The following is a 25,437-nucleotide window of genomic DNA, read 5'->3' on the forward strand; positions in this document are numbered from 1 at the left end:
ATCATAAATACGGATAGACTTATAGAAAGTATTCTATGGATTTTACATAAAAATGCTCAAATTTTTCATTTTCACCTAAATCTCTACGATTCAGTAATTATTTGGGTGTATGATGAAATGAAGTAATACTATTTTTGAGAAAAATACAAAACAAGGATGTGGATTTATTGAAGTTATTTCTTTCATTAATTACAGTCTGCGCTTGTTTGCTTGTTGTATTCCTATTACCGACGCAAGCTCAAGCTACAACACAAAAAATTGGCATCGTTTTCTCTGAAAGTAGCGAGAAATATGCCAACGCCACACACCCTGGTGGTACATATGAGGGACAAACTGTATCTCCAAAGGTAGATTATAGCTCTACATACAACAAAGAGCTAAAAGCTTTCCTTTTATATCAGCAACAAGGCTTCAATGTAGAGAAAATTTACGAAAAGGACTTAAATAGCTTAGAAAGTTTAAGCCAATATGATGCAATCGTCTTTCCTTATACGGTCATGATGAACCATCAACAACGCGAAAATGTCAAAATGTACGTTCGCAACGGTGGCGGTGCCATTTTTGCGTTCCAAACAGCTCGTAACGAGTCTGCCAAATTTCCAAAGGCTGGCCAAATGGACCTCTCTCCGTTAATCTATGATGTCGACTCATGGGTCATGGAATGGGATAACCTATCAGAAGTTTTCAACTCACGCTTTATCGACGATATCGTGTTGGGTAACGGAACAATTAGCAATAACAATTCAGTTCATCCAATTATCCAAAATGCTACTAACGAGCTCGGCAAAAGCCAACTAAGTTTTAAAAAATCTGATCGTGAGTGGGTTGAAATCATTAAACCATGGCAAGGTGGCTCTGCGTCACCGCTATTATATTTTTCGAATTACGATTATACTGATAAGCCACAAACAATGAAGAAAAATGAGTTCGGTGCAGCACATGCTATTGAATATGGCAAAGGTAGAGTCGTACAAATCGGATTCAAAATTTATGATTACATTACTATTAATACCAAAGCAGATTGGCAAGATAACGAAAACGGTGTTGCTTACTCTACAACACAAGGCGACTTAGACGCTCAAGTATTTATGAAGCACGCTTTACGTTGGGTTGTCGAAAATCATGATAGTGATGTGCCACGTCGCTATAATCTTTCGCTATACTCTGACGGTGTGCAAAGCTATGTAGCGCCATCTGGTAAATTCGTCTTCTACTCTACTGTAACGGTTAAAAACAATGGCAATGTGCCAGCCCGCGGTACACTAAAAGTAGAAATTCTCGATGCAAACGATCACGTTGTCGGTAAAGGGCATGATCGTTATATACCAGGCCTTGCTGCAGATGCAACAACTACTAATGCTGACCGCAAAGATATTAGTACCCACTCGGAAAAATATCAAATTTTTATGCCAGGAAATTTAGCCACTGGAACATATACGATCCGTACTTCCTTCATAGAAGGCCGCGATGATCGTAAAAATGCTGACGAAAAATTTGCAACCATTGCAGAAATTAAAACGCTCACACGTACAAAAGGTTCCAATAAGGCGTCTATTGAGGTTGCCCCTTTTTTTCCAGATGTATCAACATCAAATGGTGCTTATTATGACATAAAAAACTTACATGCATTAGGTATTGTGAAAGGTAGTAATGGTAAATTTAACCCCCAAAGCACACTCACTCGGATACAAGCTACTGACATGATATTACGTGCACTTGGTATCACCCCTTCAAGCTCAGCAAGCTTGAACGCCAGTGATATAAATGCGGGCGATTATGGCTATGCGGTTTTAGCCACAGGTGCTCGCTATGGGATTCTTTCGTTAGAAGATGGCAAAATTAACGCCCATCAACCAATGACACGTGCAGCAATGGCACATGCACTTGTAAAGGGCTTTAAGCTACAAGGCTTTACTAAAAATACATTCATTGATGTCCCGATATCTCATGTCAATTTTAAAGATATTCAAGCTCTCTTTGCTTTAAATATAACGACAGGCTACGCGGATCAAACTTTTAAACCAAACAACACGGTAACACGCCAAAACTTTGCCCAATTTGTAAATCGTACACTTCATGCAAATGCTAAATAACTTGATTGTTAGCGCTGATAGATTGTCTGTAATCTCCTTCATCCAATAAAAAAAGAGCTACGTCGTTCTAAAATATGAACGATGTAGCTCTTTCGTTTTATTGTTTTGCGTAGTATTGAGAAATACCTTTATAAATAGCTTCAGCAAATAACTCGATATATTGATCATCTGTCATTTTGCCACGGTCTTCACCATTTGTAAGGAAACCTAGTTCAACTAGAATCGCAGGAATTAATGTATTGCGAATAACATAGTATTGTTGTTCTTTAACTCCACGATTTTTCATGTTTAAGTTATTAACAATTTGGTTATTTACAAAAGTAGCGAGATCAACATCTTCTTGATACATATCTCCAGTTGTTACAGCATAATATGTTTCAGTACCTTGTGCAGAGGTGCTAGATGCTGAGTTGACATGTATACTAACGAAGATTTCGCCAAAGTTTGCATCGGTAAAATCAACACGGTCTTGCAATGAAGGATATGTGTCACCTGTACGAGTCATTAACACTTTCGCTCCAGCTGCTTCAAGTTTCTGTTTTACTAGTGTACTAACTTTTAATGTAATAGATTTTTCTGAAGTGGAACCTACTACAGCTCCAGGGTCTTTACCACCATGACCAGGGTCAAGGATGATAATACGATTTTTCAGTGCATTACCACTTTGGTTTAATAGTTTTAAGTAAGATTTATGCACATAGCCTGTTTGTCCATCAAAAGTAATTTGAGCCCAGTAGCCACTAATGCTGTTAACATGCACATAGTCGCCTTTACTTAATTTACCTAGTACCGTAGAAGTTGAGTTCGCTTCTTTGCGGACATTTAAACTATCAACAGTTGCACGACCTAGTAAGTCTCCTGCCACTGGTGGTGGAGTCGGATCTGGTATAGAAGGTTGTTCTACTTCCACATCCTCTGTACTATTTGCAACAATATAACCTGGTAAACCATTTACTACTGTTAAATAGTAGCCATTAACCGTTTTATAGACAGGCAGTTTAACATTACTATTGATTGTTGAAATTGTTTTAGAAGATGAAGTAGCCTTCACATAAAGATTGATACCTTGTGTTGTCTTCACTTCTTTTTGGATTTTTCCTAACGCATTACCGTCCGCATCTAAAAATTGTGCGTACGTTTTATAAATATAAGCAAATGCACCTTTATATGTTACTTTTAACCAGTCTCCTTCAACTGCATAGACTGATAGTTTTCCACCTTTATCGACTGTACCTACAATGTTAGTACTAATTGAAGAGTCTTTTGATTTACGAATATTCAAGCCATCTGTTGTCACTTGAATTAAACCGATAACCTGTGTTGTATCAGGAACAGTAACACCTTTTACAGGTAACTCTAAACGGTATTTTTCACTTTTAGCACGAGCAACAAATAATGCGAATTGTGCACGTGTTACTTGGCTATTTGGATTATAGTTTTGACCGCTTCCTTTTGTAATACCATTATAGTAAATCGTATTGATATATTGAACGTAGGGATGTGTAATACCTACATCAACAAAAGGAGAATCAATATTTTCGTATTCACTTGCGTCAAGCTTAAATGCCTTTGTTAATACATAACTCATTTCATCGCGAGTTAGAGGCTTGTTTGGTAAAAACTGACCTGTTGTATTTGTTTTAAAGTATCCTAGCTGTATAGCACGTTCAACGTAGCCTGAAAGCTCGGTACCAACTGTTACATCTGAAAAATTGGATTTATTGACAACTAATGGTTTGTTACCAGAAGCAACAACGGCCATTTTTGCAACTTGTCCGCGTGTCACGTTATTATAAGGCTTATAATACGTTTTACCATTTTCCGTGTACCCTTTAATAACACCTAAACTAACTAAATAATTGATCTCTTCATAAGCTTCATGCTTTTGGGGTACATCTTCAAAACCACCACTAGCATTTGCACTATGTATCGTAAACATAGAAGCTGAAATGAATAAGACGCATAATATAAGACTGATTTTTTTAAAGTACAATGTCTTATTTCCTCCCTTCATGTTCTCGTGTTATTGTGTTCATTTTAACAAAAATTCACATACAAAACTATCATAGATTGTAACTATTCGACATTTTTTTATATCACCCCATTTCATATAGATTCATAAAAAGAAGAGAGCCTGCAAGTGCAAACTCTCCTCCGTTTATACGTTATTTAAAAGAACTTCCATGCATTGCTTCACTTCAAACGTAGCCCTTGTCCGAAGCGAAGTAGAAATTGATTACTTATTCACTTGCTTAGCGCGCTCGATAAATGTTTCAAGCTGAGAAATTTTTAACATTTCATCATAGCCGAAATTGCCGTTATCTTTACCTGATGTAATACCGTTTGATGCGATAATTGAAATATATTCTGTTGCCCAATAGTTTTCAGGAACATCAGCAAATGTCACAACATCACCTTTATGCTCAAGACCAAAAGCAACTACTAAAACTTTTGCAATTTGTGCACGAGTCATTGGAGAAGAAGGATTAAATTTGCCGTGATCATCACCTGTAAAAATTCCTAACTTCGCCACAGCAGAAATTGCACCAGCATGTGCATAAGTAGGTTTTACGTCTGCAAATGACGTGTTTTTATCAGATGTATCTAAATTTAAAGCTTTTGCAATTTGTACAGCAACTTCAGCACGTGAAGCATATACTGAAAAGTCAATTGCAGCGTCTTTTACTTCAGCAGTCGCTACTTTTGTCACTTCAGCTTGTTGTTCTGCGTCAAAATCTGCTACACGTTTAGCACCAACGTAACGAGAACTCCAATAATATGGATCGTTTACATTAGAATAGCTAACGCCTTTACCTGTTTGAGAGTGAATCATTTTACCGTCACCTATGTATATCGCTACATGTGAGATACCACTACCACTCGTGTTAAAGAAAAGTAAATCGCCAACTTTTAGATCACTCTTCGCAACCGCTGTACCTTGCTGATATTGAGAGCTTGATGTACGGTTTAGTTTAATGCCTAAATCGTTGAAGACTTTAGAAGTAAAGCCAGAGCAATCTAATCCGCTAGTAGTTGTACCACCATATGCATAAGGAATGCCTAAATATTTCGTCGCTGTTTCAGTAACTTCATTTGCAGTTGCCGCTTCAGCGTTATCTATTTGAATTGTTGAAAATAACATAAAAGATGCAAAAATCGGTAATAACCATTTTTTCTTCATAAGTTTGTTATACCCCTCTCAAGGAACTTTTTTGCCTATACATAGACTATCACAAATGAAGGTATTTTAATTTTTCAATTGTGTAACGGTTTTAAAAGTAAAAAAAAAGCTGATATACCAACACTTTGTGGTTTATCAACGTTAAAATATGGGTATTAATTAATGGGTATTGCGGCTTTTTGTAACATTCCTGTAATATTAGCCATGCTTTGTTACAATAGAGTGCCTGTTGAAGTGCCAGGCACTCAAACAACTCAAATAATTCAAACAATTTCTAACGACTTTAGGTGGCACTCGGATTTGAACCGAGAAAAAGGTTTTACAAACTTTGCCTTACCACTTGGCTATGCCACTACGATTTTATTTATGAAAGATGAAAACAACCTAATTATTTTGTTCATTATATCGTTTCTTCAAATCCCAAAATCCTGGGACGGAATTCACATCATATTTTCGTATAGTATTGATGAGCTTAATAAGTAAATCCTGACGTAAATCCTCTCTAAAATGCGGATGGGTTTGATAAAGACAATGTTTCACTATAGGCTCAAAATAATTAATTACAGTTAATAAAGCTTTATCATCATATTTTGATTTTTTTACTAAGGCAATTAATTCTTGTGACATCTCCCTTCAGTCCTTTCTTACGTTTTTAATAAGGTCCGATAATTTATTAATGCTTAACTCAAGATTTTCAATTTTTTTTTCGAATCTAATGAAAAGGTAGACTGTTATTGCTATTGGAAAACCAAAATTTCCGATTATCATGATCCAATCAGATGGTTCTGTTATCATCAGAAATCCCCCTTTTTTTCCCCATGATTTTTAATATACATCATCATATTTTCCAAAGCTTTTTTATGGGTCTTAGAGACAGCTTGCTGTGATTTATTTAATCTTCGTCCAATTTCCGTATCGCTTAAACCTTCTGCATAAGCTAGACTAATTATCTCCTTTTGCTTTTTTGTCAGCGAATTTAATGCATCATACAATATCGGGCTTATTACATAATCATCTAAGTTATCCTTTAAGTTGACCTCACTAAAATGGCCTTCAGCTTGTTCATCAGCTATTAAATCGAGAAATGTTTCTTGTCCTTCATTAGCATTAATCTTGGCGTCTAAAGTAAGAGAAAATCTAGATTGTATAAGTCTCAATTTTTTGTCGAAATTAATTGAATTAAACTTTAGAGTTGAGGAAATATGAGAAATAAAGCGAATTTTAAAATAAAAATGTTTAAATAACATATCTAATTCTTTCATATTCTCCGTAGTTGGGTTTATTATGGTATCCATGTACTTTTCTTTGTTAGTTGGTATTTTCAAAAAGGAAATTACCAACTCGTTATTTATTAGCTGTTGATTTTCACCTTCAAATTTTTTAATTCTTTCTTCATCATCCCTTTTATTTTCCAACATCCAAAGCACTCCTTTTAAGAAGCATACATTCGCTTCCAAATTTTAAAAAGAGCATATGTTCTTATTTCGAGTAAAAAAAAGAGTGTAAGTTCTTTTTCAAAATAAACCATTTGTCCTTAAACCTAGTTTCTCTATCTTATGATTATTTTAACGATTTTATTATTTTCTTAAAATCACCTCCTTTTCTTATTGTATATAGAATAAACAATCTAAAATAAAACAACCTTTCAAAAAAATTTGTTTGAGTGTCAGGCACTCAAACAATTTCCAAACAATTTAATAAAACTATAAACAAACTCGAAATTGCTCGAGTTTGTTTATAGTCTGAAGGCACTTCTAATGCAGTATCAATGATTATAACTGGCTCATGAACCAAGTAGCTTGTCTATTACTAGTTTCGTTAAATTAGGCATGATTTCCATTGTATATTTTAATTCCGTTCTTTCGTATCTGTTATGTGCATCATAACCATACGGTCCAATATTAATTGCTGGAATATTTAAATCCCTAATGGCCTTATAATCAACAAAATGTTTTGTCCCCCAACTTGGGTTATTGTTAATAACGGATTGAATGCTATCTTCATCGTCATTAATTGCTACACAGCTCATATCACAAATATAAGGAAAATAATTTCTTTGGACAATCGGCTTATTATAATGTGGTTGCACTTTTTCGATAGCATAGTCTAAAGCGATTAATAGATTCTTTTCCTTTTGATTTTTACCAGTCACCTCTACACGTGGTGAATATAGTGACGAATAAAAAAGAATAATAGCAGGGCTTTTATCCTTTGCCCATTTCCAAGTCTCTTCTACAACTCTCGCTGAAAACATACGTACATCTAGTTCTTTATTTGCCAATAAGTTTTCTTTAAATTTCTTCATATGCTCTTTATAACTTTCACCAGCTTGTGAAATAATTGATTGCTCTAGTTCTTCATAAAATAACACCCTTGTTTCCCAAGGTAATTTTGTATATTCCTGTTCACTAATTTCACAATACCGCTTATAATGATTATTTAAATTTTCCACTACATTATTAAAGGCAATTTCTGCTTGGTTTTTCAACTTATCAAGAACATCTTTAGGGGACCATGATTGCACAAAGAAATTATAATATACATAGGAAGCAAGTGCTGTTTGAACAGTATATGTTTCTTTAAAATCCGTTTGCTTCAGCGATACTGGCGGCATAGGCGTTTCACCTAATGATTTATCGCATAGCTCAGGATTATATGCAATTTGTCTAGTTAACTCTGCTGCAATATAGTTAGGATCAAGTCCTTCAAAGCTTGAGCCCACGTGACTTTCAGCTCCAGTTATATAAAATGAAGGAAGCAGCTTCCCAACACTGCCTTTATAAATATATCTATTTTCATCGCCTTCATATCTAGGCGCTACAAAATCCGAATTTATTAACGCTTCATACTCAAATCCATATTCGTCTCTAAGTTGTTTTAAATCATTTAAGCCTGATAATACCCCGTGTGAGCTATCTTCCTCATCACATTCAGCAAAAAATACAATATTTCCTTTTAATTCTTCTGGGTGCTCTGAGTAATACTTTAAAAGATAAAAATTGCTGGCTACACCGCTTTTCATATCTAGTGTTCCTCTGCCAAATAACCATTCATTTGATTCCAAATGCTCTTTAACTAACGGAGGAAGCTTTTCATTTTTTAATGCTTCTTGAAGATTATTAGGAAAACAGGCTTTTTCTTTTAAGCTATTATAATCATCTATACCTACCGTATCGGTGTGACCCATTAAGACAACCGTTTTAGCGCTACTTTCTTTTGTCCCCCTTACAAAAGCAAATACGTTATATCTCTCAATCTCATCATCTACAGTTTGTGATGTAAACACATAGTCCGAATGTTTTTGAAAGTATGGTAGGTTAGCAATTGTTTTAGCAAGTGTTGTTGATATATCGATTTCGCCTTCAGTATTGACGATACTTTCAATATTGACAAGATCATTCGTCACTTTTAATACTTCATCATACGTTTTTAACATTAAACACAACTCCTAACTTGAAATAATGATTATAAAACCTGTTGTAGAAACTTCGCTGTTCTCTCTTCCTTTGGCGTTTTAAAAAATTCGGTGGGAGGCCCTTCCTCAATTATTTTTCCATCAGCTAACATAATGACTCTATCCGCAACCTCTCTTGCAAAGCCCATTTCATGCGTTACAATGACCATTGTCATCCCATCCCTAGCTAAACTTTTCATTGTTTCTAATACTTCACCAACTAATTCAGGATCTAACGCCGATGTAGGTTCATCAAACAGCATAACGTTTGGGTTCATCGCAAGTGCTCTTGCAATGGCTACTCGTTGCTTTTGCCCTCCAGATAATTGTTCAGGATAATAGTTAGCCTTATCAGCAAGCCCAACCCTCGTTAATAGCTCCATTGCTTTTTTGTTTGCTTCCTCCTTACTTTGCTTTTTCACCTGGATAGGTGCTTCAGTTATATTTTGTAAAACACTTAAATGAGGAAATAAATTAAAGTGTTGAAATACCATACCCATATTTTCTCTAACTTTATTTAAATTCGTTTTTTCTATATCAATCATTTCATCGTTAATGCTGATAGTTCCTTCATCTAAAATCTCTAAAAAATTTATACAACGTAACAACGTACTTTTTCCCGAGCCACTTGCTCCAATTAAAACAACTACTTCTGATTTATCGATTTCAAGACTTATATCCTTTAAAACTTTCAATTTACCAAATGATTTAGAAAGCGACTTCAACTTTATCATGCTTTTTCCCCTTTCCAACATCCATTCGGCTTTCAAGTTTATTGAACAACAGTGTGAATATTAAAACTAAAATTAAGTAATATACACCTACTACAAAGTAGGTTTCTAAAGGCATATAATTGTACGCTTGAGCGGATAAGGCATGGTTAAATAATTCTGAAACAGCAATATAGGCTACTAAAGAAGAGTCTTTTAATCCAATAATGAATTGATTGGCTAATGCTGGTATAGCTCGTTTAAAGCTTTGTGGCAAAATAATTCGTCTCATTGTTTTAAAATACGTCATTCCTAAAGAGCGGCCTGCTTCCATTTGTCCCTTATCGATTGATTGAATGGATCCTCGAAAGATTTCAGCAATATAAGCTCCAGAATGAATACCAAGTGCAATAGCTCCTGCTGCAAAATCCGAAAGAACAAATATACTAGAAATGCCGTAGTATAAAAACATAAGTTGTACTATAAGTGGCATACCACGAATAATAAAAATATAAGCGTTTGCTATTTTTTCTAATATCTTTATATTTGAAACCTTGAAGAAGGCAAAAACAAGTCCAATAACACAGGCAATTAATAAAGAAACAACCGTTAACTCCACTGTTAAAATAGTAGCTTTTAAAAACTCGATTCCATGTTTTTGGAATATCGAGGCTATATTCGTTAAAAACTCCATAAAAATCACCTAACCTCTTTAAGTGTTTTTGGTATAAAAGACTATTTTTAGAATATTCAAATTATTTTACCTAGTATTTTTCTATTAAACTAGGTAAAATAATTTATACAGTCTGTTTATTCTAATAAATCTTTGCCAAACCATTTTGTACTTATTTCTTTATAAGTGCCGTCTGCCACCATATCTGCTATTGCTTTGTTTATTGCATCTAATAACACTTGATTGTCCTTATTAATAGCTACTGCAATTTCTTCTCTTTTAATTTCTTCTCCTACTGTTTCAATTTCTAACCCAGATTCTTTCATCGCTGAAATGCCTACAATTTTATCTGTAATAACGGCATCTAGACGTCCTGGAGGAAGGTCTTGTAATGCATATATCTCACTAGGGAATTCTTTAATTTTATCTGTATATTTTTTTGCGTCTTCCACATACGTACTCGCTTGCATAACACCGATTGTTTTTCCTTTTAAATCTTCAAAAGATTTAATGTCTGTATTTTTACTTGAGATAAAGACTGTAGCTCCTGAAATATAATATGGGTCTGAGAAGTCCACCTGTTTTGCTCTCTCCTCAGTAGCTGTCATACTTCCAATAATGGCATCATATTTCTCTCCTCGTAGTCCTTGGAGAATCGTTTCCCATGGATTTGTCACAGGGTTCGGTTCAAGACCTATTCTTTTTGAAATTTCATTTCCAATTTCTACATCGAAGCCAACTAATTTTTCATTTTCCTTATAGTTTAATGGTTTTAGTAAACCGCTCATGGCAAATGTTAGCTTCCCATCATTCACTAATTTCATTTCCGATGTAGCGCTATTTTCTTGTTCTTTATTATTTGCAGCTGTTTCAATTTTTTTATTTGAATCTTTTTCTGAACACGCAACCATCAATGCAGCAATCACCAATAACAAATAGAATAGACTTTTCTTCATAAATACCAATCCCCCTCGTTTTATGATTAAGCTAATTCTCCACCATCAATGGCAATTGTTTGCCCCGTAATGTAAGCTGATTCATCTGAAGCTAAGAAGGCATACAACGCCCCTACCTCTTTTGGATCTGCATGCCGCTTTAAAGGAATGCCTTCATTTACAGCCGCTAACATTTCAGGTGTATACTCTGCCATTTGCATCGGTGTTAATACATATCCAGGACATATTGTGTTCACTCGAATGTGTGGTGCCAATTCTAATGCCATGGTTTTTGCTAATAAATTGACGCCTGCTTTTGAAGCGTTATAGTCCGCATAGAACGGATGTCCCGTAACTCCATTTGTAGAGGCTGTCATGAGTATAACGCCTTTTCCCTGTTCAACCATGATTTTTGCAGCCGCTTGTGACGTATAAAAGACACCATTTAAATTAATATTTAATACTTTATTCCATTGTTCTGGCGTAATATCAAGAAATTGAGAGCGAACGCTAATACCTGCATTTGCTATAAAAACGTCCACTCCACCTAAATCCTCTTTAATGGTTTTAAAGACAGCGTTTACACTTTCAGGGTTACTAACATCCACTACATAGCCTTTAGCAATTCCTTTGTTTTCTTTTACAGACTTTTCAATACTGTCTTCATTAATATCTAAAATGGCTACGATAGATCCTTCTTCGACAAAACGTTGTGCTGTGGCTAATCCTATACCACTTGCCCCTCCTGTAATGACTACTCTCTTCTTTTCTAAGCTACTATGCCTTGTCGTCATCAAATTCCCCCTAACGGTTATAACTTGTTATTTCCGCTTCATTTTTCACCTTTTCTTGATATACCCTCCATGAAATACACCATTTTGTAGGGTTATCTAAATAATCAGCTTCGATTAATTGATGAATGGTACTATTTTGTGGTGCACTTTTCACTACTTCTGGATTTTCATATGCTTCCTTTGAAATTTGTTCAAGTGCCTGGATATACTCATCTAAATCTGCTTTAGAGTAGGATTCTGTTGGTTCTAATGTGAATGGTTGAGGCACAATGTACGGATGATGACTTGTCCAGTAATGTAAACCAAAGTCTGTCATGCGACGCTGTACATCCTCTGTTGTAACACCTGTTTCTTTCTCCAGTTGCTCCCAACTATAACGAACTTGTTCCAACCGTTGCCCTTGTACATAAGGCACACTTGCGCCACGAATTTTGGAAACTCTACTATATAAATAGTTATTATTTAGCACAGCTGTTTCTGCCACTGCTTTAAGCCCTTCTTGCCCTAATGCTCGAATCCATGCATACGAACGTAAAATAGTTTGGGCTACCCCATGGAAAGCGCGCACTTTTCCAATTGAATGCTCTAATTGATCATTTAGCACATATTGATCCCCATTTTTTTCGACAATAGGTCCTGGTAAAAACGGCTTTAATTCCTTAGTTACGCCTAATGCACCTGTTGCTGGACCACCACACATATGTGGCGCTGCGAATGTTTTGTGTAAATTGAAGAAACACATATCGAAGCCCGCCTCTTTTGCACGTGTAATGCCTAATAACCCGTTTGCATTCGCTTGATCGTAGTAACAAATACCACCTGCATCATGTACAATCTTCGTAAATTCTTTAATTTTCGAATTGTAAATACCTGTGTCTTCTGGGTTGGCTACAACAAAGCCTGCAGTTCTTTCGGATACAACTGCCTTTAACTTTTCAATATCAGGGAATCCATTTTCATCTGGGTGTAAGGTAATAATTTTATATCCCTTTACAACTGCCGTTGCAGCTTGAGATGGATGAGAGAAAATAGTTGTAATAATTTCATTACGTTGCTCTGCCTCGCCCTTTACTTCAAAATACTTACGGACAATCGATGCCATGGCAAATAAAGCTTGTGTACCTCCACTCGGTTGGAAAGAGAATGCATCCATTCCTGAAATCTCACGCATCGCTAAATCCATGTTATGAATAATTTCTAACATTCCTTGTACAGTACGAATATCTTGTAGTGGGTGTAATTCCATTAGTTTAGGATTCCGAATTAATAGCTCATTAATTTTCGGGATGTACTTCATCGTACAAGTCCCTTGACCAATTTCTACATTAAAATCTGAACCTAATGTTTCTTGTGAAAGTCGAACATAATGGCGTAAGACACGGGCTTGCCCGATTTCTGGTAAGCTCGGCTTACTTGCTCGCTTTATATTTTGCGGTAAAACTGAAATACCATCACCTACTACATCTATCACTTCTTGTGAAACTTGCGGTACTTCAACTCCAACTTCACCTGGTTGATGAAGCTCGAAAATTATAGGTTCATTCCACTTGGCTTGATGAAAATCTATATTTACAGATTGTCTTTGAATTTTTAACATGCTAATGCTCCTTTCTGTCTCGTTATTTCGTCACAATTTTTGCTAAAGCACTTACTAGTTTGTCTATATCTTCTTTCGTATGCACTTCCGTTACACAATAAAGAGCCGACTGCCCATATTGTGGAAACTCTTCCGAGAGATTCTTTCCTCCGAAGATCTTATGCTCTAATAATTGCGTATTGATTTCTTCTACAGTTAATCCCGTATCATTAAAGTCGATCATAAATTCCTTGAAAAAAGGTGATGTCATTCTCGAACCTCTAATGTTCTGAATTTTATTAAGCTGCATCACAGCGTACTGACTATTTTGCATGATTGCTTGCCCTAAATCGTACATACCATTTGGTCCCATTAACGATAAATAAACACCTGCTGTAATACCCCATAGAGCTGTTTGCGTACCAACAGATTCTTTACCATTTTCTCTATCTGCAAAAGATGTACGGTCATATGCAATGTCACCAAAACCATACTCTCCTTCTTTTACCGTAGGAATAATACCAAACAATCGTGATGGGTATTCATTAACGAATTTCGGATCATTATGTGTCGCAATAAACCCTGCTTGCCCTCCACTATAATTCATATGCATCCCAAGTGGTTGAAGGTCTCCACATACAATATCAGCACCATACTGACTCGGTGGTGCTAGTATTCCAAGTGAAATGGGATCAACTCCAACTACGATTATGGCACCGAATTTTTTTGCAAGATTTGAAATCTCTTGCCCTTGTGATTCAATAAATCCTAAATAGGATGGATTTTCAAAATAAATCGCCGCAACATCATTAGATAGTTTTGATTCTAAATCGGCTAAATCCATTAACCCTGTATTAAGATTAAAATTCACATCTTCAAATGCTAATTGCGGTGTACCATAGTTTGTTATAATCTTTTTTCGCTCAGGCGAAACTGTACTAGCGAGTAAAATCTTAGTACGTTTCGTAATACGACTAGCCATACGAATCGATGTAGCTGCAGCCTGAGCCCAATCAAACGTTGGCACATTCACTACTTCCATATCAACAAGTTCAGCCATAAGACTTTGGTATTCAAATAAAGCTTGGAAACGACCATGATCTTCATATGGTTCTCCCGCATAAGCAGTTAAAAATTCAGCTCGTTGATTGACCTCATCACATACTGCTGGTATAAAATGTTGCCAGCAGCCAGCCCCTAAAAAGTTAAGATATTCATTCGTACTTATATTTTTATTTAATAAACCTTCAATATGTCGTCGTAACTCCAATTCATTTAAAGCTTTCGGGATATTCATTGTTCCTTTATATTGCAAATCCTCTGGAATACAAGAATAGAGTTCTTTAATGGAAGGCACTCCTATTTCGTCTAACATTTCTTGTTTTACTTCGGGTACCATATTTGGAATGTATGGATGAACTTTTTTACTCATGTAAATTACCTCCTAAAATTTTTTATGCTAAGCCGCCACCATCAACGGTTAATGTCGTTCCAGTAACCCAAGCAGATAAACCACTTGCAAGGAATAATACCCCCTTCGCAATATCTTCAGGTGTGCCCAACCTTGCCAATGGTCTATCTACAGCCGAACTACGAAGAAAACTAGACTCCTCTATATCTAATTGTTTTGCCTCCCCACGCAGTAACGGCGTATCTGTATCTCCAGGGCAAATACAATTTACGCGAATGTTCTCTGATCCATGGTCAATAGCCATAGCTTTCGTTAAATTGACAACTCCTGCTTTCGCAGCACAGTAAGATGCCGCTTTGTCTCCACCTTTTAGTCCCCAGCCAGAACCAGTATTGATAATACTGCCGCCTCCGTTGTTCCGCATAAGTGGAATCAAATATTTAGAAAGTAGGTAAACGCCTTTTAATGAAACATTAATGACAGCATCCCAATCAGATTCATCTAAATCTACAACTGTTTTTCTACGTATTATGCCTGCATTATTAAAGAGCACATCGACGTTTCCATGCTTTTCTTCAAGTAACCTCGCCACACGTTGGCAATCTTGTGAGTTTGTGACATCACACTTTACAAACTCAATATCTAAGCCCGCAGCTCGCAATGTTTCTTCTGTTTCCATTCCCTTTTGCTGATCGATATCAAGAATAATTGTTTTCGTCCCCACCTCACTTAGCAATTTAGCGGTTGCAAGACCTATTCCTGAAGCTCCCCCTGTTACTACTGCAATCTTCCCACCTAATTCGAAGTAATCTAGCAAATAAATGTACCCCCTTTTTTGTTTCTCAATGTATATAATGCAAAAACCATGCCAAATTAAAAAAGCTGATTTTACGAGATTCATAAATAATTCATCAGTATTTTTTGACACATCTGTCATTTCAAATGTTATTTTTGTCATAATATTTAGTTTTTTAATGAGATTAATTAAGAACTATCTAATAGTTCCTATAGAAGAAGCCTTAATGATTTAGCTTTCTGATAAAATAAGCATAAAAATATAAAAATTGAAGATAAACAAATTTTAATAAAAATAGAAAAAGTAGGAGGAATGATTAAAAGAAAAGAAAAATGAAATTGATATTGCAGCAATCAATATGCCTATCTTAAATACAAGAGTGTATTCAAACTTAGAGAGTTACAGGGGTTTCAAAGACAACTATCTACAAAATAAAACAAGAAATTGAAAAATAAAATAGAAATTCAAATAAAAATGTAGAATAAAAGTCTAAGAAAATGACTAGTATAATACTATAGAGAGAATATAGGGGCGATGAAATGAGCAACCGATTACACGTAACTAAAACATTTAAATCTTTAGATGAACAAATTGCTTTATTAAAAGGAAGAAAATTAATCATTAGAGATGAACAAAAAGCTAAACGTCATTTATTAGAAATAAACTATTTTGATTTAATTAATGGTTTTGAAACACTTTTATTAAAGGACGATAAAGCGATAGATAAAGAATTCGAAGGATATTACTTTGAGGATTTTTTATTGTTGTATGATTTAGATAAAAAATTGAACATTGAGCTATTAAAGCTTTTAGATAAATTTGAAACTCGCTTAAAAACATCAATGGCATACAGATTTTGCGAAAAATATTTTCGAACTGCTGCCGATGCAGATTGTTACATTAATTTGAGCAATTACACAAATCCGGCTAATAATCATTTAAGTTTACCTAGCGATATTGCTAAATCTATTAGGAATCATAAAATATTTAGAACTAACATTCGATATAACGGGGTTACGTATAGAACCTTTATTGAGTTTAGCAAGGCAAAATATACTTTTTTGTCTACTTATGATTCTCCGCCTTTTTGGATGTTAATTAAAGTACTTGAATTTGGTGCTGTATTCAAACTTTTATTAGGTTATGAAAAGGACGTATTTGAAAAAGTCATTAAAGATATGGGAATGAAGTACATAGATAAACAAAAATTTATTAATTCAATACGAATCTTTATTGACTTACGTAATACTTGTGCACATTTCCAACTGGTTAATAGATACCGTACAGCAAACAATATAAGAATAGATGCAGGAATGATTAATGATTTAGGATTGAGACCAAAATCAAATATCCGGGGATTACCTACTTATTATGAAATAAAACTTTATGATACTTTGTTAGTTATTTCTCAATTCGAAGATTTAAAAAACATAAGGAAGTTGATGAATGATTTTTATTATAAAAGATGTAATTCAAAAAGAGAAAGACAGTTAATGATGAAAATATTCGAAAGAATGGGAGAAAACAAACTTTCTAAATGGCTTAGTATAGGGAAATGCAACTAGCCTTCTATCCATAGAGTTGTGATTTTTTCTTTAATAATTAAAGCATATATGTTATTATTTAAACATATAATATATCGTGCGTGACGGCGAGTTATCCGATTAAAAGGTTAACTGTATAGTCAGAAAGAGATGCTCAAATGAGCATCTCTTTTTTTCTGTGCATATAGCATAGTAGGTTTAAGTGTCAGGCACTCAAACAATTTAGAGTGCGATGATGCCGCCCATAGGGGGAGTCGACTGCCTGTTAATTACTTTTTAATTTTCGATAAAGCGTCCTTGTACTGATGCCTAACTCTTCTGCAAGACGCTCCTTGCCCGCAGCATCATTTCCGTACTCAGATAACTTTTGATTGATTAATTCCATTTCCATATTTCTTAATAATTTTGGAGGCGTAACGTGAGAATGTTGCATCCTATTATGCTCAATTATATAGCCAGGTAAACTGTCTTTTGTTAATTGCAATGAATCTTCCATGACCATACTATATTCTAAAACATTTTCTAATTCTCTTATGTTACCTGGCCAATCATAAGCATTCAATTCTTCTAAAAATTCGTCTGTAAAATCGTTAATATATTTACCTGTTTTATGTTGGATTTTTTCTAGTAATGTAAAAATTAAGTACTCCATTTCACCTTTTCTTTCTTTTAATGGTGGTAGAGTTAAAGGAATCACATTTAATCGATAATATAAATCTGCTCGAAACTCTCCTTTTTTCACCATTTCCTCTAAAGGTCTATTTGTTGCAGCAATAATTCTTACATTTACCTTTCTAGGCTCTATTGCCCCCACTCTATAAATAAGTCCATTCTGTAAAACTGATAATAGTTTAGCTTGAAGATGCAACGGTAATTCGGTAATTTCATCAAGGAATAAGGTACCTTTATCTGCAATTTCAAAATAACCTTGTTTTCCTTTTCTCCTAGCGCCAGTAAATGCGCCCTCCTCATAGCCAAATAATTCACTCTCAAATAAAGTTTCTGGAATACTAGCACAGTTTAACTCTACAAATTTCCCTTTATGCGTAATACTGTTTGAATGAATATGATTAGCTAGTAAACTTTTACCAGTACCTGTTTCTCCAGTGATAACAATGGACGAGGAACTATTTGCAATACTATTTAGTTTGGTTTTAATAAATTGCAAATAAGGTGCATCTCCAAGTACATATTTTGTATCAAATCCTTTTTTTGTTTCAAATAATAAATAAGACCCCTCGTTATTTAGAACATTAATCACTATTTCCCCTAAACGAGCTAACCAGTATTGATATTTCTTTTGTTCAGTAGATAATTTTCTTTCCCCTTCATCTGTAAAACTTACAAACGTTAAATACCCAAAATGCCGATCATCTTTAACTAAATTCATCAATATTTCTACTTTTGAAGGACAATTGTTTTGAAACCTACACCCAGAGCATGTTTTCATTTTTCCAGGTCTTTGCACGTATTGAAATGGCTCGGAATAGTACTTTTGGAAAAAGGGTAAATGCACTTGCTCCCCTTTTCTTTTTCTATACTCATCTGTTGCTAAAATTTTACCTTTAGCAGTAAAATAAGCGACTTCTACTTGTAGCAAGTCTCCATATAAAATAATTATAGATTGTACTAACTTTTCACCATTTAACATAACATCACCCTCTCAGAAGTAAATTGAGTCATTGGCATTTTACACGAAAATATCCTTAACTTTATAATTCTACATTCGCTGGTGGGAACGCTTTATACGGCTATAGTAGACATGACATCCATCTCTTCTATATACATAAATTCCGCAAAAAAAGGTCCATTCCTTTAAAAATCGTTCAACAAATACAGACAGGCTAAGTCGAATACTATCAGAAAAAGGGATGTTAAATTTAAAGTGAGAAAATCCAAAATTAATTTTACTGTCTAAGGAGCTTTAATTTTATCCAAGTAAAAGGACATAACATTCTTATTAATGCTATGTCCTGCTTGTTGAGCTAAGCCCCTCATCGTTTTAAGTTAGATATTATAAAACCAGTCTTTATTGCTCATCAATATAGCAGTTATATATCGATAAATTCTCTCTTCATTTTCCGAAATCCATTTATCAATATGCTCCATAATCGTTTCGTCATTATATTTATTTAGCCCCATCTTATATATAGGAAGAATTTCAATTTCTTCTTTTCCTTTTAGTTTACTTATAAGTGTAGTGGCTGAAGAATTATTGACTATTTCATAATATGTCCAAACGCCCGACCTATTTGACTGAGATTGCCAATTCATCATCTCTCTTAATTCAACAAACCAATCAGGCAAATTGTTTTGTTCTTTTAATTCACCATATGCAATAAGAAACAACTCAGCCATAGAACTATATTCGTGAATGTTATGAAAGTAGTTATCAATATAGTTTTTAGTATATTTCACCGTCTATTCCTCCTCTCTATCGTACAATAAAAAGCTCCACCATTATTGGTAGAGCTTCCTTCAGTAGCTATATGCTATGAACTTTCGTAGCCCTCAGGCAATTACTGCTTTCTAGTCTAGTTATTGACTGGAAAATAGCTGGACCCAATAGTAAATCCCTTTGCTATCGACTGCAATAGCTACTCCCGTATTTGTATAATTTTCTCTCAAAATATTTTCACGGTGGGATGGTGATGCCATCCATGCTTTAACAGCCGCCTCAGGGGTTGGAATATTTCTACCTATATTTTCTCCTAAACTCGTATATGGATAATCAAATAAAGTAGCTAAATCCCATGGCATGCCGTAGTAAGGTGATTCGTGTTCAAAATAACGTCGATTCACCATATCCTGTGCCTTAATAACGGCAACTTGTGTTAAAGCTCCATCATAGGTAAGTATCGGCAGCTTCCTTTTTTGTCTTTCGTTATTGACTAAATTTAACACTTCATTAGACAACGTTGCTGAGTAGTTTTTTGTCGGAATATAAGACTTTGATAAATAGTCATAGGCTATTTCATAATTTGTTAGCGTCGTTGTAAAGTCCAAGCTTCGTTCCACTAGAGATGCAAATTGCGCACGTGTTACTAAAAGATTAGGTGCAAATTGCTTTGCGTTGACCCCTTTAATAATACCGACATCTGCAAGTGATTCAATGTAATCTTTTGCCCAATGGCTATCCGTAACATCACTAAACTTACTATTATTTTGAGAATCCACCTCAATTTTATATGCAAGCGTTAACATTTTAGCGATTTGCATGCGCTTCAATGGTGCATCTGGATTAAAGCAATCACCATTCTGCAATATCCCTAATTCTACTAGTGCACAAATCTCCTTATAAAATGGATGATCTGCTTGTAAATCTACAAAATTAGGCTTAGCAGACACACTCGTCTTCAGTTGCATCGAACGGGCAATGGCCGCTGCTGCCTCTGCTCTTGTTATTGCTTGCTCTGGCTTAAACGTACCATCCTCATATGTTGTCATATATTGCTTATCTAACATGTGCTGAATCGAGCTTCTCGCCCAATGTGAAGGCGAAATATCCTTTGCCTCCTCTGCCGCTAACGCAACGTTCGAGCTATTTGGTAGAGGTAATGCAAATGGAGTAGCCAGCAAAATAAGCGACATTCCGACAATACTAGATACTTTTTTTAACATAGCTACCTCCTATATATGTATGGAGTTGTTAATTAATTTCCGATTTCTCAACAGTTTATGACAGCTAGTTCTTTCGGATAATTGATTTTCTTTACCCATATTCCTTATATATAAACATACCATTATTACCTGTTTTTTCCTACTTCGATTTTTAAAAAATCACTCAAAGGTACTTCTTTCCTAAGAGTGATGTATGTCTTACTATTCAACTCCAATAATGTATAAGTCATCGTCATTTTTTTGTAACATGCGATAAAGGAATAAAGCCATTTGACCACGTCGAACATCCGTATATGGTGAAAATGTCGTAGAGCTAGTCCCTTGTGTAATCCCATAATCTAATAACGTTTGAATATAACGATCGGTTTCAGCATCCTTTGTAAAATCTGTAAAAGGAGCAGTTAATGATGTTGCTTGTTTTAAATGAAAGCCCAATGTCAACATTTTGGCCATTTGACTACGTTTAATCGAAGCATTTGGATTAAAATGCGTACCTTTTTGGATAATACCATTCGCTGCAAGTGCTGCAATTGGTCCATAGTATGGATGTGTAGTTGGCACATCGCTAAAGCCAGGATTCTCAACATTGGACGTTTGTAATTGAAGTGCTTGTGCTAAAAAATAAGCTGCTTCCCCTCGTGTTAATTGTTGATAAGGGCTAAATGTTGTAGACGTTGTACCAAATACGATTCCTTTGCTGTACAGTTCGCTTACTGCATTGTACAGCTCCATGTCACGATCGCTTTTTTTAATATCTACAAATGGCATTACAGCCGCTTGAGTCGGAATGACCGCCACACAAGGTGCCACAACTAAAGCCGTAGCAAATACCCATGCGTATTTGTGCTTTATTTTCATTGTCCTTCGCCCCTTTTAAATTGATTGATCTCTATCGAAAAATAATGAAAAGAGGGCATGCCCTCTTTTCATTCTCTATTACAGCCCTAATTCTTTTATATGTTCTTGTAAAATACGGTAGTTATAAACTAAATCTTGTTGTTCAAGTGATAGTGAACTATAAAGTTTTTGTGCAGCAATGACTTTCTTTTCAAATGTTTTTGCATCAGGATCTAATTCAGCAATAGCATCCACGACTTTTAGAACAGCAGCTATATCTTTTTCAGCAATTTTCAACTTATCGTAGTTGATAACTTGTCCTCTTACTTTTGAGTCTAGTGCTTTATACGCGGCTACTGCGTTCGCTACATCTTGAATATACGTACTTGATGTTGGAGAAAGGCTTGCGATAAGCTCCACAACCTTTTTCACTTCACTCATGTTTTTCTCTGCTTCTAGTAAAATTGAATAATTTGATACTCTTTGTTTATCTGTTGTATTTAAACTATCGTAATCTTTACGTACGGACTCAATCATACCAAAGTACATTTTATCGCTTGGTTTTAAAGCCGCAATACTTTTGTACACTTTAATGACATTATCTAATGACAGAAGCAACTGCTCATTATAAACGTATTTGCGTTGTGTGGCGTTTAAATTATCATACGCTTTTAAAATCTTTTGATATTGACTATCCATATTTTTCGATGTCATCAGCTTATCAATTTCATTGATTACACTAATAACAGGCTTAATAATTTTTTCTTGGTCTTGTAATGTTTTATAATTTTCGACTGCCATTTGCTGATCTTTAGGTAATGCATTATAGGCTGCACGAATTTCCTCAATACGTTTTACATATTGATGTGGCTCAATATATGGCAATTCCTCAATCATTCGTTGCACATTTCCTGCACCTAAAATACTTGTTTCAGCAGCTTGTAACTGCTTATAGTTTGTTACATACTGCTGCATGTCCTTACTTAGCGCATCATATAAAGTACGTGCTTGTACAGTATCCGTATGGAATGTTTTACTCGATGATTTTAGCTTACCAATTAATTCAATAACCTTTGCTAACGGTTCATAGCTTTGTAGCGTCGCCATGTTGCTCACATACGCCTTTTGGTCTTTAGTCAATTTTTCATACGCTTTTTGCGCAGCATTCACTTTACTTACAAAGTTATTTGAGCTTGGGTCTAAGTTATCGATTTGCACCATGACATTTAAAATTGGTTTTACTTGTTTTTCACGATCCGTTAATAACTTTACATTAGAGACAAGCTTTTTTTGCCCTGTTGATAGTTTGTCATAAGCAACACGTGCATTCATTAATTTTGTTAAATAATTTTCCTCTCCAGGAACTGCCGCATCTATTAAAGCGATAACTGTACTTGCAGATGTTAGCTCTGCTTCTGCTGTTACAAGCTTTTCATAGTTAATGATTGCTTGCTGTTTGTCTTGAGGTAATGCATCGTAGTTTGCACGAGCAGTTTTTAAATCGTTTAAAAATGTCTTGCTCGTTGGCTTCAACGTTTCAATTAAGCCAATTAAAGATGCCACATCTTCTACAGATGTTAACTGTTCATAGTTTGTTACACGCTTTTGAGATGCTGTATCTAAGGCATTAAAGGCTTTACGAGCTGCGATTACCTTTTTCGTATAATCTTTGTTCGTTGGATTTAGAGCAGCGATTAAATTAATCACTTTCACAACATTAGCGTTATTTTTCTCGTACGTCGTTAATGTTTTATATTGCGTCACTAATTTTTTCGCATTTTTGTCCATTGCTTTATATTCTGCAGACAACTCCACTACTTTTGCAACGAATGTTGCATCTGATTCATTTGCCAATGCAATCACTTTATCGTCAAACTGCTGAGCTGTAGTGATATAGCTTTCCGCAGTTAAAAGAGCTCGATAGTTCGTCACTAATTTTTGCGCTTCAGGCGATAGTTTATTATATTCTGCTTTCAAAGAAGAAACAGTTTCTTTGTAATCTTTGCGCGAAGTATTTAAAGCCAAAATAGGATCGATGAGACTCATTGCATCTACTTGGTCTTTTAATTTACTATCTTTATAGCTTTTTACGAACTCACGCTTTGCTGTATCTAATTTTAAGTAAGCTGTGTGAGCTACCTTTGCTTTTTTTGTATAATCCTTTGCTGCTGGATCTAGTTTTTCAACAAGGGTGATGACATTTAACACTGTCTTATTTGAACTTTCCCAGCTTGTTAGCTCTGCCAAATTGTTAACGATTTTTTTCACACTTGCTGCGTCGATTTTTTGACCATCTGGTGCTACAGGTGTGTTGTAGGCAGCTCGCGCTTCTTCGATTTTAGTAATGACATCTGGAGCTGTCGCAATGCCAGAAATAAGTTTTTCAATTTCTTTTGCTGCTGCAATATTCGCTTCAGCTAATTGTAAATCACTCGCATTTTTCACGAAATCTTTTTTAGTTAACTGATCGTATTCCGCCTTTGCCGCCGTTACTGCAGTACGATACGCATCAGTATTGGAAATACGTAATGCAGTAATTTGTTTGGAAACAGTAACTGCAGCTTGATATGGCAGTAAGTCATTGTAATTCGAAACTAAACGTTTTGTATCTGCATCCTTTAAATTGTTATAAGCTGTTTCAATGGCCGTTACAGCACTAATAAAGCTTGCAGCCGTTGGGAAGTCTTCTGGTTTTTTTGCGATTAGTTGTGTAATACTTGCAACTATTTTATCTGCGGAAGATAAGTTAGCTAATACATCTGTATATTTTTTATATGGCGTCACTGACGTAGTATTCGGATTATAGGCTGTAATAATTTTCTTTTGGTCTGTTGTCAGTGTACTGTAGCTTGTCGTTACTTCATTGGCTGCTTCAGCGATTTGAGTAGAAGTTGATGACGTATTTTCTAGTACGCGAACAAAAGCATCTAATTGGTCAGTTGTTATTTTCGCTGCAGTTGCATCAGCGTTTAATTTTGCTAGCTTTGCGATATCTGCTCCGCTCTTTTTAAAATAATTGTTACGTTCAGCTTCGTCGTAGCCGTATTGCAAAGATGTCCCTCGAACAGCTGATACAATGCCCTTAGCATCCTCGGCTGCTAATGCTGTATTAACAGCGTCATTGAAAGTTTCTTGAACAGTAAGATAGGGTATTAAAAATTTGTCATAGACTTCTTGAACTTTTGCAACATCCGCTACAAATGTTTTACTTGTATACGACAATGCATTGATGCTTTTACCAATATCAGTTAATTCCTTAACGAACTTTCGTTGTGCAACTACATAATCATACTTTGCTTCAATAAATGCTCGTTCATTTTCATTGAAATCAGTCGTGCTTAAAACTTTTACGTCTCCGTCTGCAATGACCATGTCATTGGCTGATGATGTTTCTGAAAGCTTACCGAATTGTTCAATCGTTTTACTTCTTGTATCCGTTGCTGCTACGGTATTTACATAAGCTACTTGCTCAGGTTGTGATACTGTTTGCGGTTGTGCTTCTTGCGCATTGGCAAGTGCAGTTGGTGTTAATAACAGACTTGTTAGGACACCCACTTTTAATGGTTTATTCAACTTGCTCATCCTTTCTTATTACGTTATATAGGAACATAGATATGTATGATTTATTTATTGCGAATCTACTATATTAAGTATCGGTATGCATCACTTGATTTCAAGCTAATCTAGTAAACTCACGTACTTCCTTTACTAACTTACAGATAATTGCTATTTTTAGATAGAATAGACTTTTTAAAGGAAGTTATTGTTAGGATACTATATAATTGGATTAGACGCATTTATCCCGCATCGGG

20 protein-coding genes and 1 tRNA gene are annotated in these 25,437 nt (G+C 35.2%); 2 read left to right on the forward strand and 19 right to left on the reverse strand.

The genetic code is table 11. The features are described 5' to 3' along the window. Positions 1-167 precede the first annotated feature (167 nt). Positions 168-2,093, forward strand: coding sequence for an S-layer homology domain-containing protein (locus JNUCC52_RS10565; protein ID WP_337982059.1), 1,926 nt, complete (start codon positions 168-170; stop codon positions 2,091-2,093). A gap of 97 nt (positions 2,094-2,190) precedes the next feature. On the opposite strand, the gene JNUCC52_RS10570 is transcribed toward JNUCC52_RS10565, so the two are convergent. The 14 genes from JNUCC52_RS10570 to JNUCC52_RS10635 all read right to left on the reverse strand — a co-directional run bounded on the left by JNUCC52_RS10570 (position 2,191) and on the right by JNUCC52_RS10635 (position 15,644). After that, entirely contained in the window at positions 2,191-4,086 is a 1,896-nt protein-coding gene (locus JNUCC52_RS10570) for an N-acetylmuramoyl-L-alanine amidase (protein WP_337982060.1), read from the reverse strand. A 243-nt stretch (positions 4,087-4,329) separates the two neighbouring features. Continuing rightward, complete coding sequence (locus JNUCC52_RS10575) at positions 4,330-5,274, reverse strand: C40 family peptidase (RefSeq protein ID WP_139860780.1); 945 nt, start codon at positions 5,272-5,274, stop codon at positions 4,330-4,332. A gap of 285 nt (positions 5,275-5,559) precedes the next feature. Continuing rightward, positions 5,560-5,627 (reverse strand) — tRNA-Tyr (locus tag JNUCC52_RS10580). A gap of 31 nt (positions 5,628-5,658) precedes the next feature. Then, positions 5,659-5,901: a helix-turn-helix domain-containing protein gene (locus tag JNUCC52_RS10585; RefSeq protein ID WP_173479708.1), complete on the reverse strand. Its 243-nt coding sequence runs from the start codon at positions 5,899-5,901 to the stop codon at positions 5,659-5,661. 6 nt (positions 5,902-5,907) lie between these two features. After that, positions 5,908-6,069, reverse strand: a complete 162-nt coding sequence (locus tag JNUCC52_RS10590) for a YvrJ family protein (RefSeq protein ID WP_173479709.1) — start codon at positions 6,067-6,069, stop codon at positions 5,908-5,910. Beyond that, positions 6,069-6,692, reverse strand: coding sequence for a sigma-70 family RNA polymerase sigma factor (locus JNUCC52_RS10595; protein WP_173479710.1), 624 nt, complete (start codon positions 6,690-6,692; stop codon positions 6,069-6,071). The genes JNUCC52_RS10590 and JNUCC52_RS10595 overlap by 1 nt, the downstream gene beginning before the upstream one ends. Before the next feature lie 365 nt (positions 6,693-7,057). Continuing rightward, entirely contained in the window at positions 7,058-8,710 is a 1,653-nt protein-coding gene (locus tag JNUCC52_RS10600) for a M20/M25/M40 family metallo-hydrolase (RefSeq protein ID WP_337982061.1), read from the reverse strand. A 29-nt stretch (positions 8,711-8,739) separates the two neighbouring features. Next, positions 8,740-9,462, reverse strand: coding sequence for an amino acid ABC transporter ATP-binding protein (locus JNUCC52_RS10605; protein WP_337982062.1), 723 nt, complete (start codon positions 9,460-9,462; stop codon positions 8,740-8,742). Then, the gene (locus tag JNUCC52_RS10610) at positions 9,437-10,132 is read right to left on the reverse strand and encodes an amino acid ABC transporter permease (RefSeq protein WP_173479713.1); all 696 of its coding nucleotides are present in this window, start codon (positions 10,130-10,132) and stop codon (positions 9,437-9,439) included. Before JNUCC52_RS10610 ends, JNUCC52_RS10605 begins: the two co-directional genes overlap by 26 nt. A 116-nt stretch (positions 10,133-10,248) precedes the next feature. Next, positions 10,249-11,067: a transporter substrate-binding domain-containing protein gene (locus JNUCC52_RS10615; RefSeq protein WP_337982063.1), complete on the reverse strand. Its 819-nt coding sequence runs from the start codon at positions 11,065-11,067 to the stop codon at positions 10,249-10,251. A gap of 26 nt (positions 11,068-11,093) precedes the next feature. After that, positions 11,094-11,840, reverse strand: a complete 747-nt coding sequence (locus JNUCC52_RS10620) for an SDR family NAD(P)-dependent oxidoreductase (protein WP_337982064.1) — start codon at positions 11,838-11,840, stop codon at positions 11,094-11,096. Positions 11,841-11,850: 10 nt separating this feature from the next. Further along, entirely contained in the window at positions 11,851-13,437 is a 1,587-nt protein-coding gene (gene gcvPB, locus JNUCC52_RS10625) for an aminomethyl-transferring glycine dehydrogenase subunit GcvPB (RefSeq protein ID WP_337982065.1), read from the reverse strand. Positions 13,438-13,459: 22 nt separating this feature from the next. After that, positions 13,460-14,848 carry an aminomethyl-transferring glycine dehydrogenase subunit GcvPA gene (gene gcvPA, locus JNUCC52_RS10630; protein WP_337982066.1) on the reverse strand — a complete coding sequence of 463 codons (1,389 nt, stop codon included), beginning with the start codon at positions 14,846-14,848 and terminating at the stop codon, positions 13,460-13,462. 22 nt (positions 14,849-14,870) lie between these two features. Then, positions 14,871-15,644, reverse strand: coding sequence for an SDR family NAD(P)-dependent oxidoreductase (locus JNUCC52_RS10635; protein ID WP_337982067.1), 774 nt, complete (start codon positions 15,642-15,644; stop codon positions 14,871-14,873). Between the two features lie 518 nt (positions 15,645-16,162). Between JNUCC52_RS10635 and JNUCC52_RS10640 the strand changes: the two genes are divergently transcribed. Then, complete coding sequence (locus JNUCC52_RS10640; protein WP_337982068.1) at positions 16,163-17,188, forward strand: Abi family protein; 1,026 nt, start codon at positions 16,163-16,165, stop codon at positions 17,186-17,188. A 244-nt stretch (positions 17,189-17,432) separates the two neighbouring features. On the opposite strand, the gene JNUCC52_RS10645 is transcribed toward JNUCC52_RS10640, so the two are convergent. From JNUCC52_RS10645 to JNUCC52_RS10665, 5 genes are all read right to left on the reverse strand, one after another. Beyond that, positions 17,433-18,818: a sigma-54 interaction domain-containing protein gene (locus tag JNUCC52_RS10645; protein ID WP_337982069.1), complete on the reverse strand. Its 1,386-nt coding sequence runs from the start codon at positions 18,816-18,818 to the stop codon at positions 17,433-17,435. Between the two features lie 356 nt (positions 18,819-19,174). Beyond that, positions 19,175-19,585, reverse strand: coding sequence for a hypothetical protein (locus JNUCC52_RS10650; protein ID WP_173479719.1), 411 nt, complete (start codon positions 19,583-19,585; stop codon positions 19,175-19,177). 120 nt (positions 19,586-19,705) lie between these two features. Continuing rightward, positions 19,706-20,788, reverse strand: coding sequence for a CAP and S-layer homology domain-containing protein (locus tag JNUCC52_RS10655; RefSeq protein ID WP_173479720.1), 1,083 nt, complete (start codon positions 20,786-20,788; stop codon positions 19,706-19,708). A 201-nt stretch (positions 20,789-20,989) separates the two neighbouring features. Then, positions 20,990-21,646, reverse strand: a complete 657-nt coding sequence (locus JNUCC52_RS10660; protein WP_337982070.1) for an S-layer homology domain-containing protein — start codon at positions 21,644-21,646, stop codon at positions 20,990-20,992. 78 nt (positions 21,647-21,724) lie between these two features. Continuing rightward, positions 21,725-25,198 (reverse strand): hypothetical protein, encoded by a 3,474-nt coding sequence (locus tag JNUCC52_RS10665; RefSeq protein ID WP_443136915.1) that lies wholly within the window; start codon positions 25,196-25,198, stop codon positions 21,725-21,727. Positions 25,199-25,437 lie beyond the last annotated feature (239 nt).

This window comes from Lysinibacillus sp. JNUCC-52 (genome assembly GCF_015999545.1).
Classification (GTDB): Bacteria; Bacillota; Bacilli; order Bacillales_A; family Planococcaceae; genus Lysinibacillus.

Bases quoted from the DNA above. Each gene is read 5' to 3' on its own strand.
- gcvPB (WP_337982065.1), bottom strand. From the start codon at position 13,437: ATGTTAAAAATTCAAAGACAATCTGTAAATATAGATTTTCATCAAGCC.
- JNUCC52_RS10655 (WP_173479720.1), bottom strand. From the start codon at position 20,788: ATGTTAAAAAAAGTATCTAGTATTGTCGGAATGTCGCTTATTTTGCTG.
- gcvPA (WP_337982066.1), bottom strand. From the start codon at position 14,848: ATGAGTAAAAAAGTTCATCCATACATTCCAAATATGGTACCCGAAGTA.
- JNUCC52_RS10620 (WP_337982064.1), bottom strand. From the start codon at position 11,840: ATGACGACAAGGCATAGTAGCTTAGAAAAGAAGAGAGTAGTCATTACA.
- JNUCC52_RS10645 (WP_337982069.1), bottom strand. From the start codon at position 18,818: ATGTTAAATGGTGAAAAGTTAGTACAATCTATAATTATTTTATATGGA.
- JNUCC52_RS10585 (WP_173479708.1), bottom strand. From the start codon at position 5,901: ATGTCACAAGAATTAATTGCCTTAGTAAAAAAATCAAAATATGATGAT.
- JNUCC52_RS10610 (WP_173479713.1), bottom strand. From the start codon at position 10,132: ATGGAGTTTTTAACGAATATAGCCTCGATATTCCAAAAACATGGAATC.
- JNUCC52_RS10590 (WP_173479709.1), bottom strand. From the start codon at position 6,069: ATGATAACAGAACCATCTGATTGGATCATGATAATCGGAAATTTTGGT.
- JNUCC52_RS10575 (WP_139860780.1), bottom strand. From the start codon at position 5,274: ATGAAGAAAAAATGGTTATTACCGATTTTTGCATCTTTTATGTTATTT.
- JNUCC52_RS10660 (WP_337982070.1), bottom strand. From the start codon at position 21,646: ATGAAAATAAAGCACAAATACGCATGGGTATTTGCTACGGCTTTAGTT.
- JNUCC52_RS10605 (WP_337982062.1), bottom strand. From the start codon at position 9,462: ATGATAAAGTTGAAGTCGCTTTCTAAATCATTTGGTAAATTGAAAGTT.
- JNUCC52_RS10640 (WP_337982068.1), top strand. From the start codon at position 16,163: ATGAGCAACCGATTACACGTAACTAAAACATTTAAATCTTTAGATGAA.
- JNUCC52_RS10600 (WP_337982061.1), bottom strand. From the start codon at position 8,710: ATGTTAAAAACGTATGATGAAGTATTAAAAGTGACGAATGATCTTGTC.
- JNUCC52_RS10595 (WP_173479710.1), bottom strand. From the start codon at position 6,692: ATGTTGGAAAATAAAAGGGATGATGAAGAAAGAATTAAAAAATTTGAA.
- JNUCC52_RS10615 (WP_337982063.1), bottom strand. From the start codon at position 11,067: ATGAAGAAAAGTCTATTCTATTTGTTATTGGTGATTGCTGCATTGATG.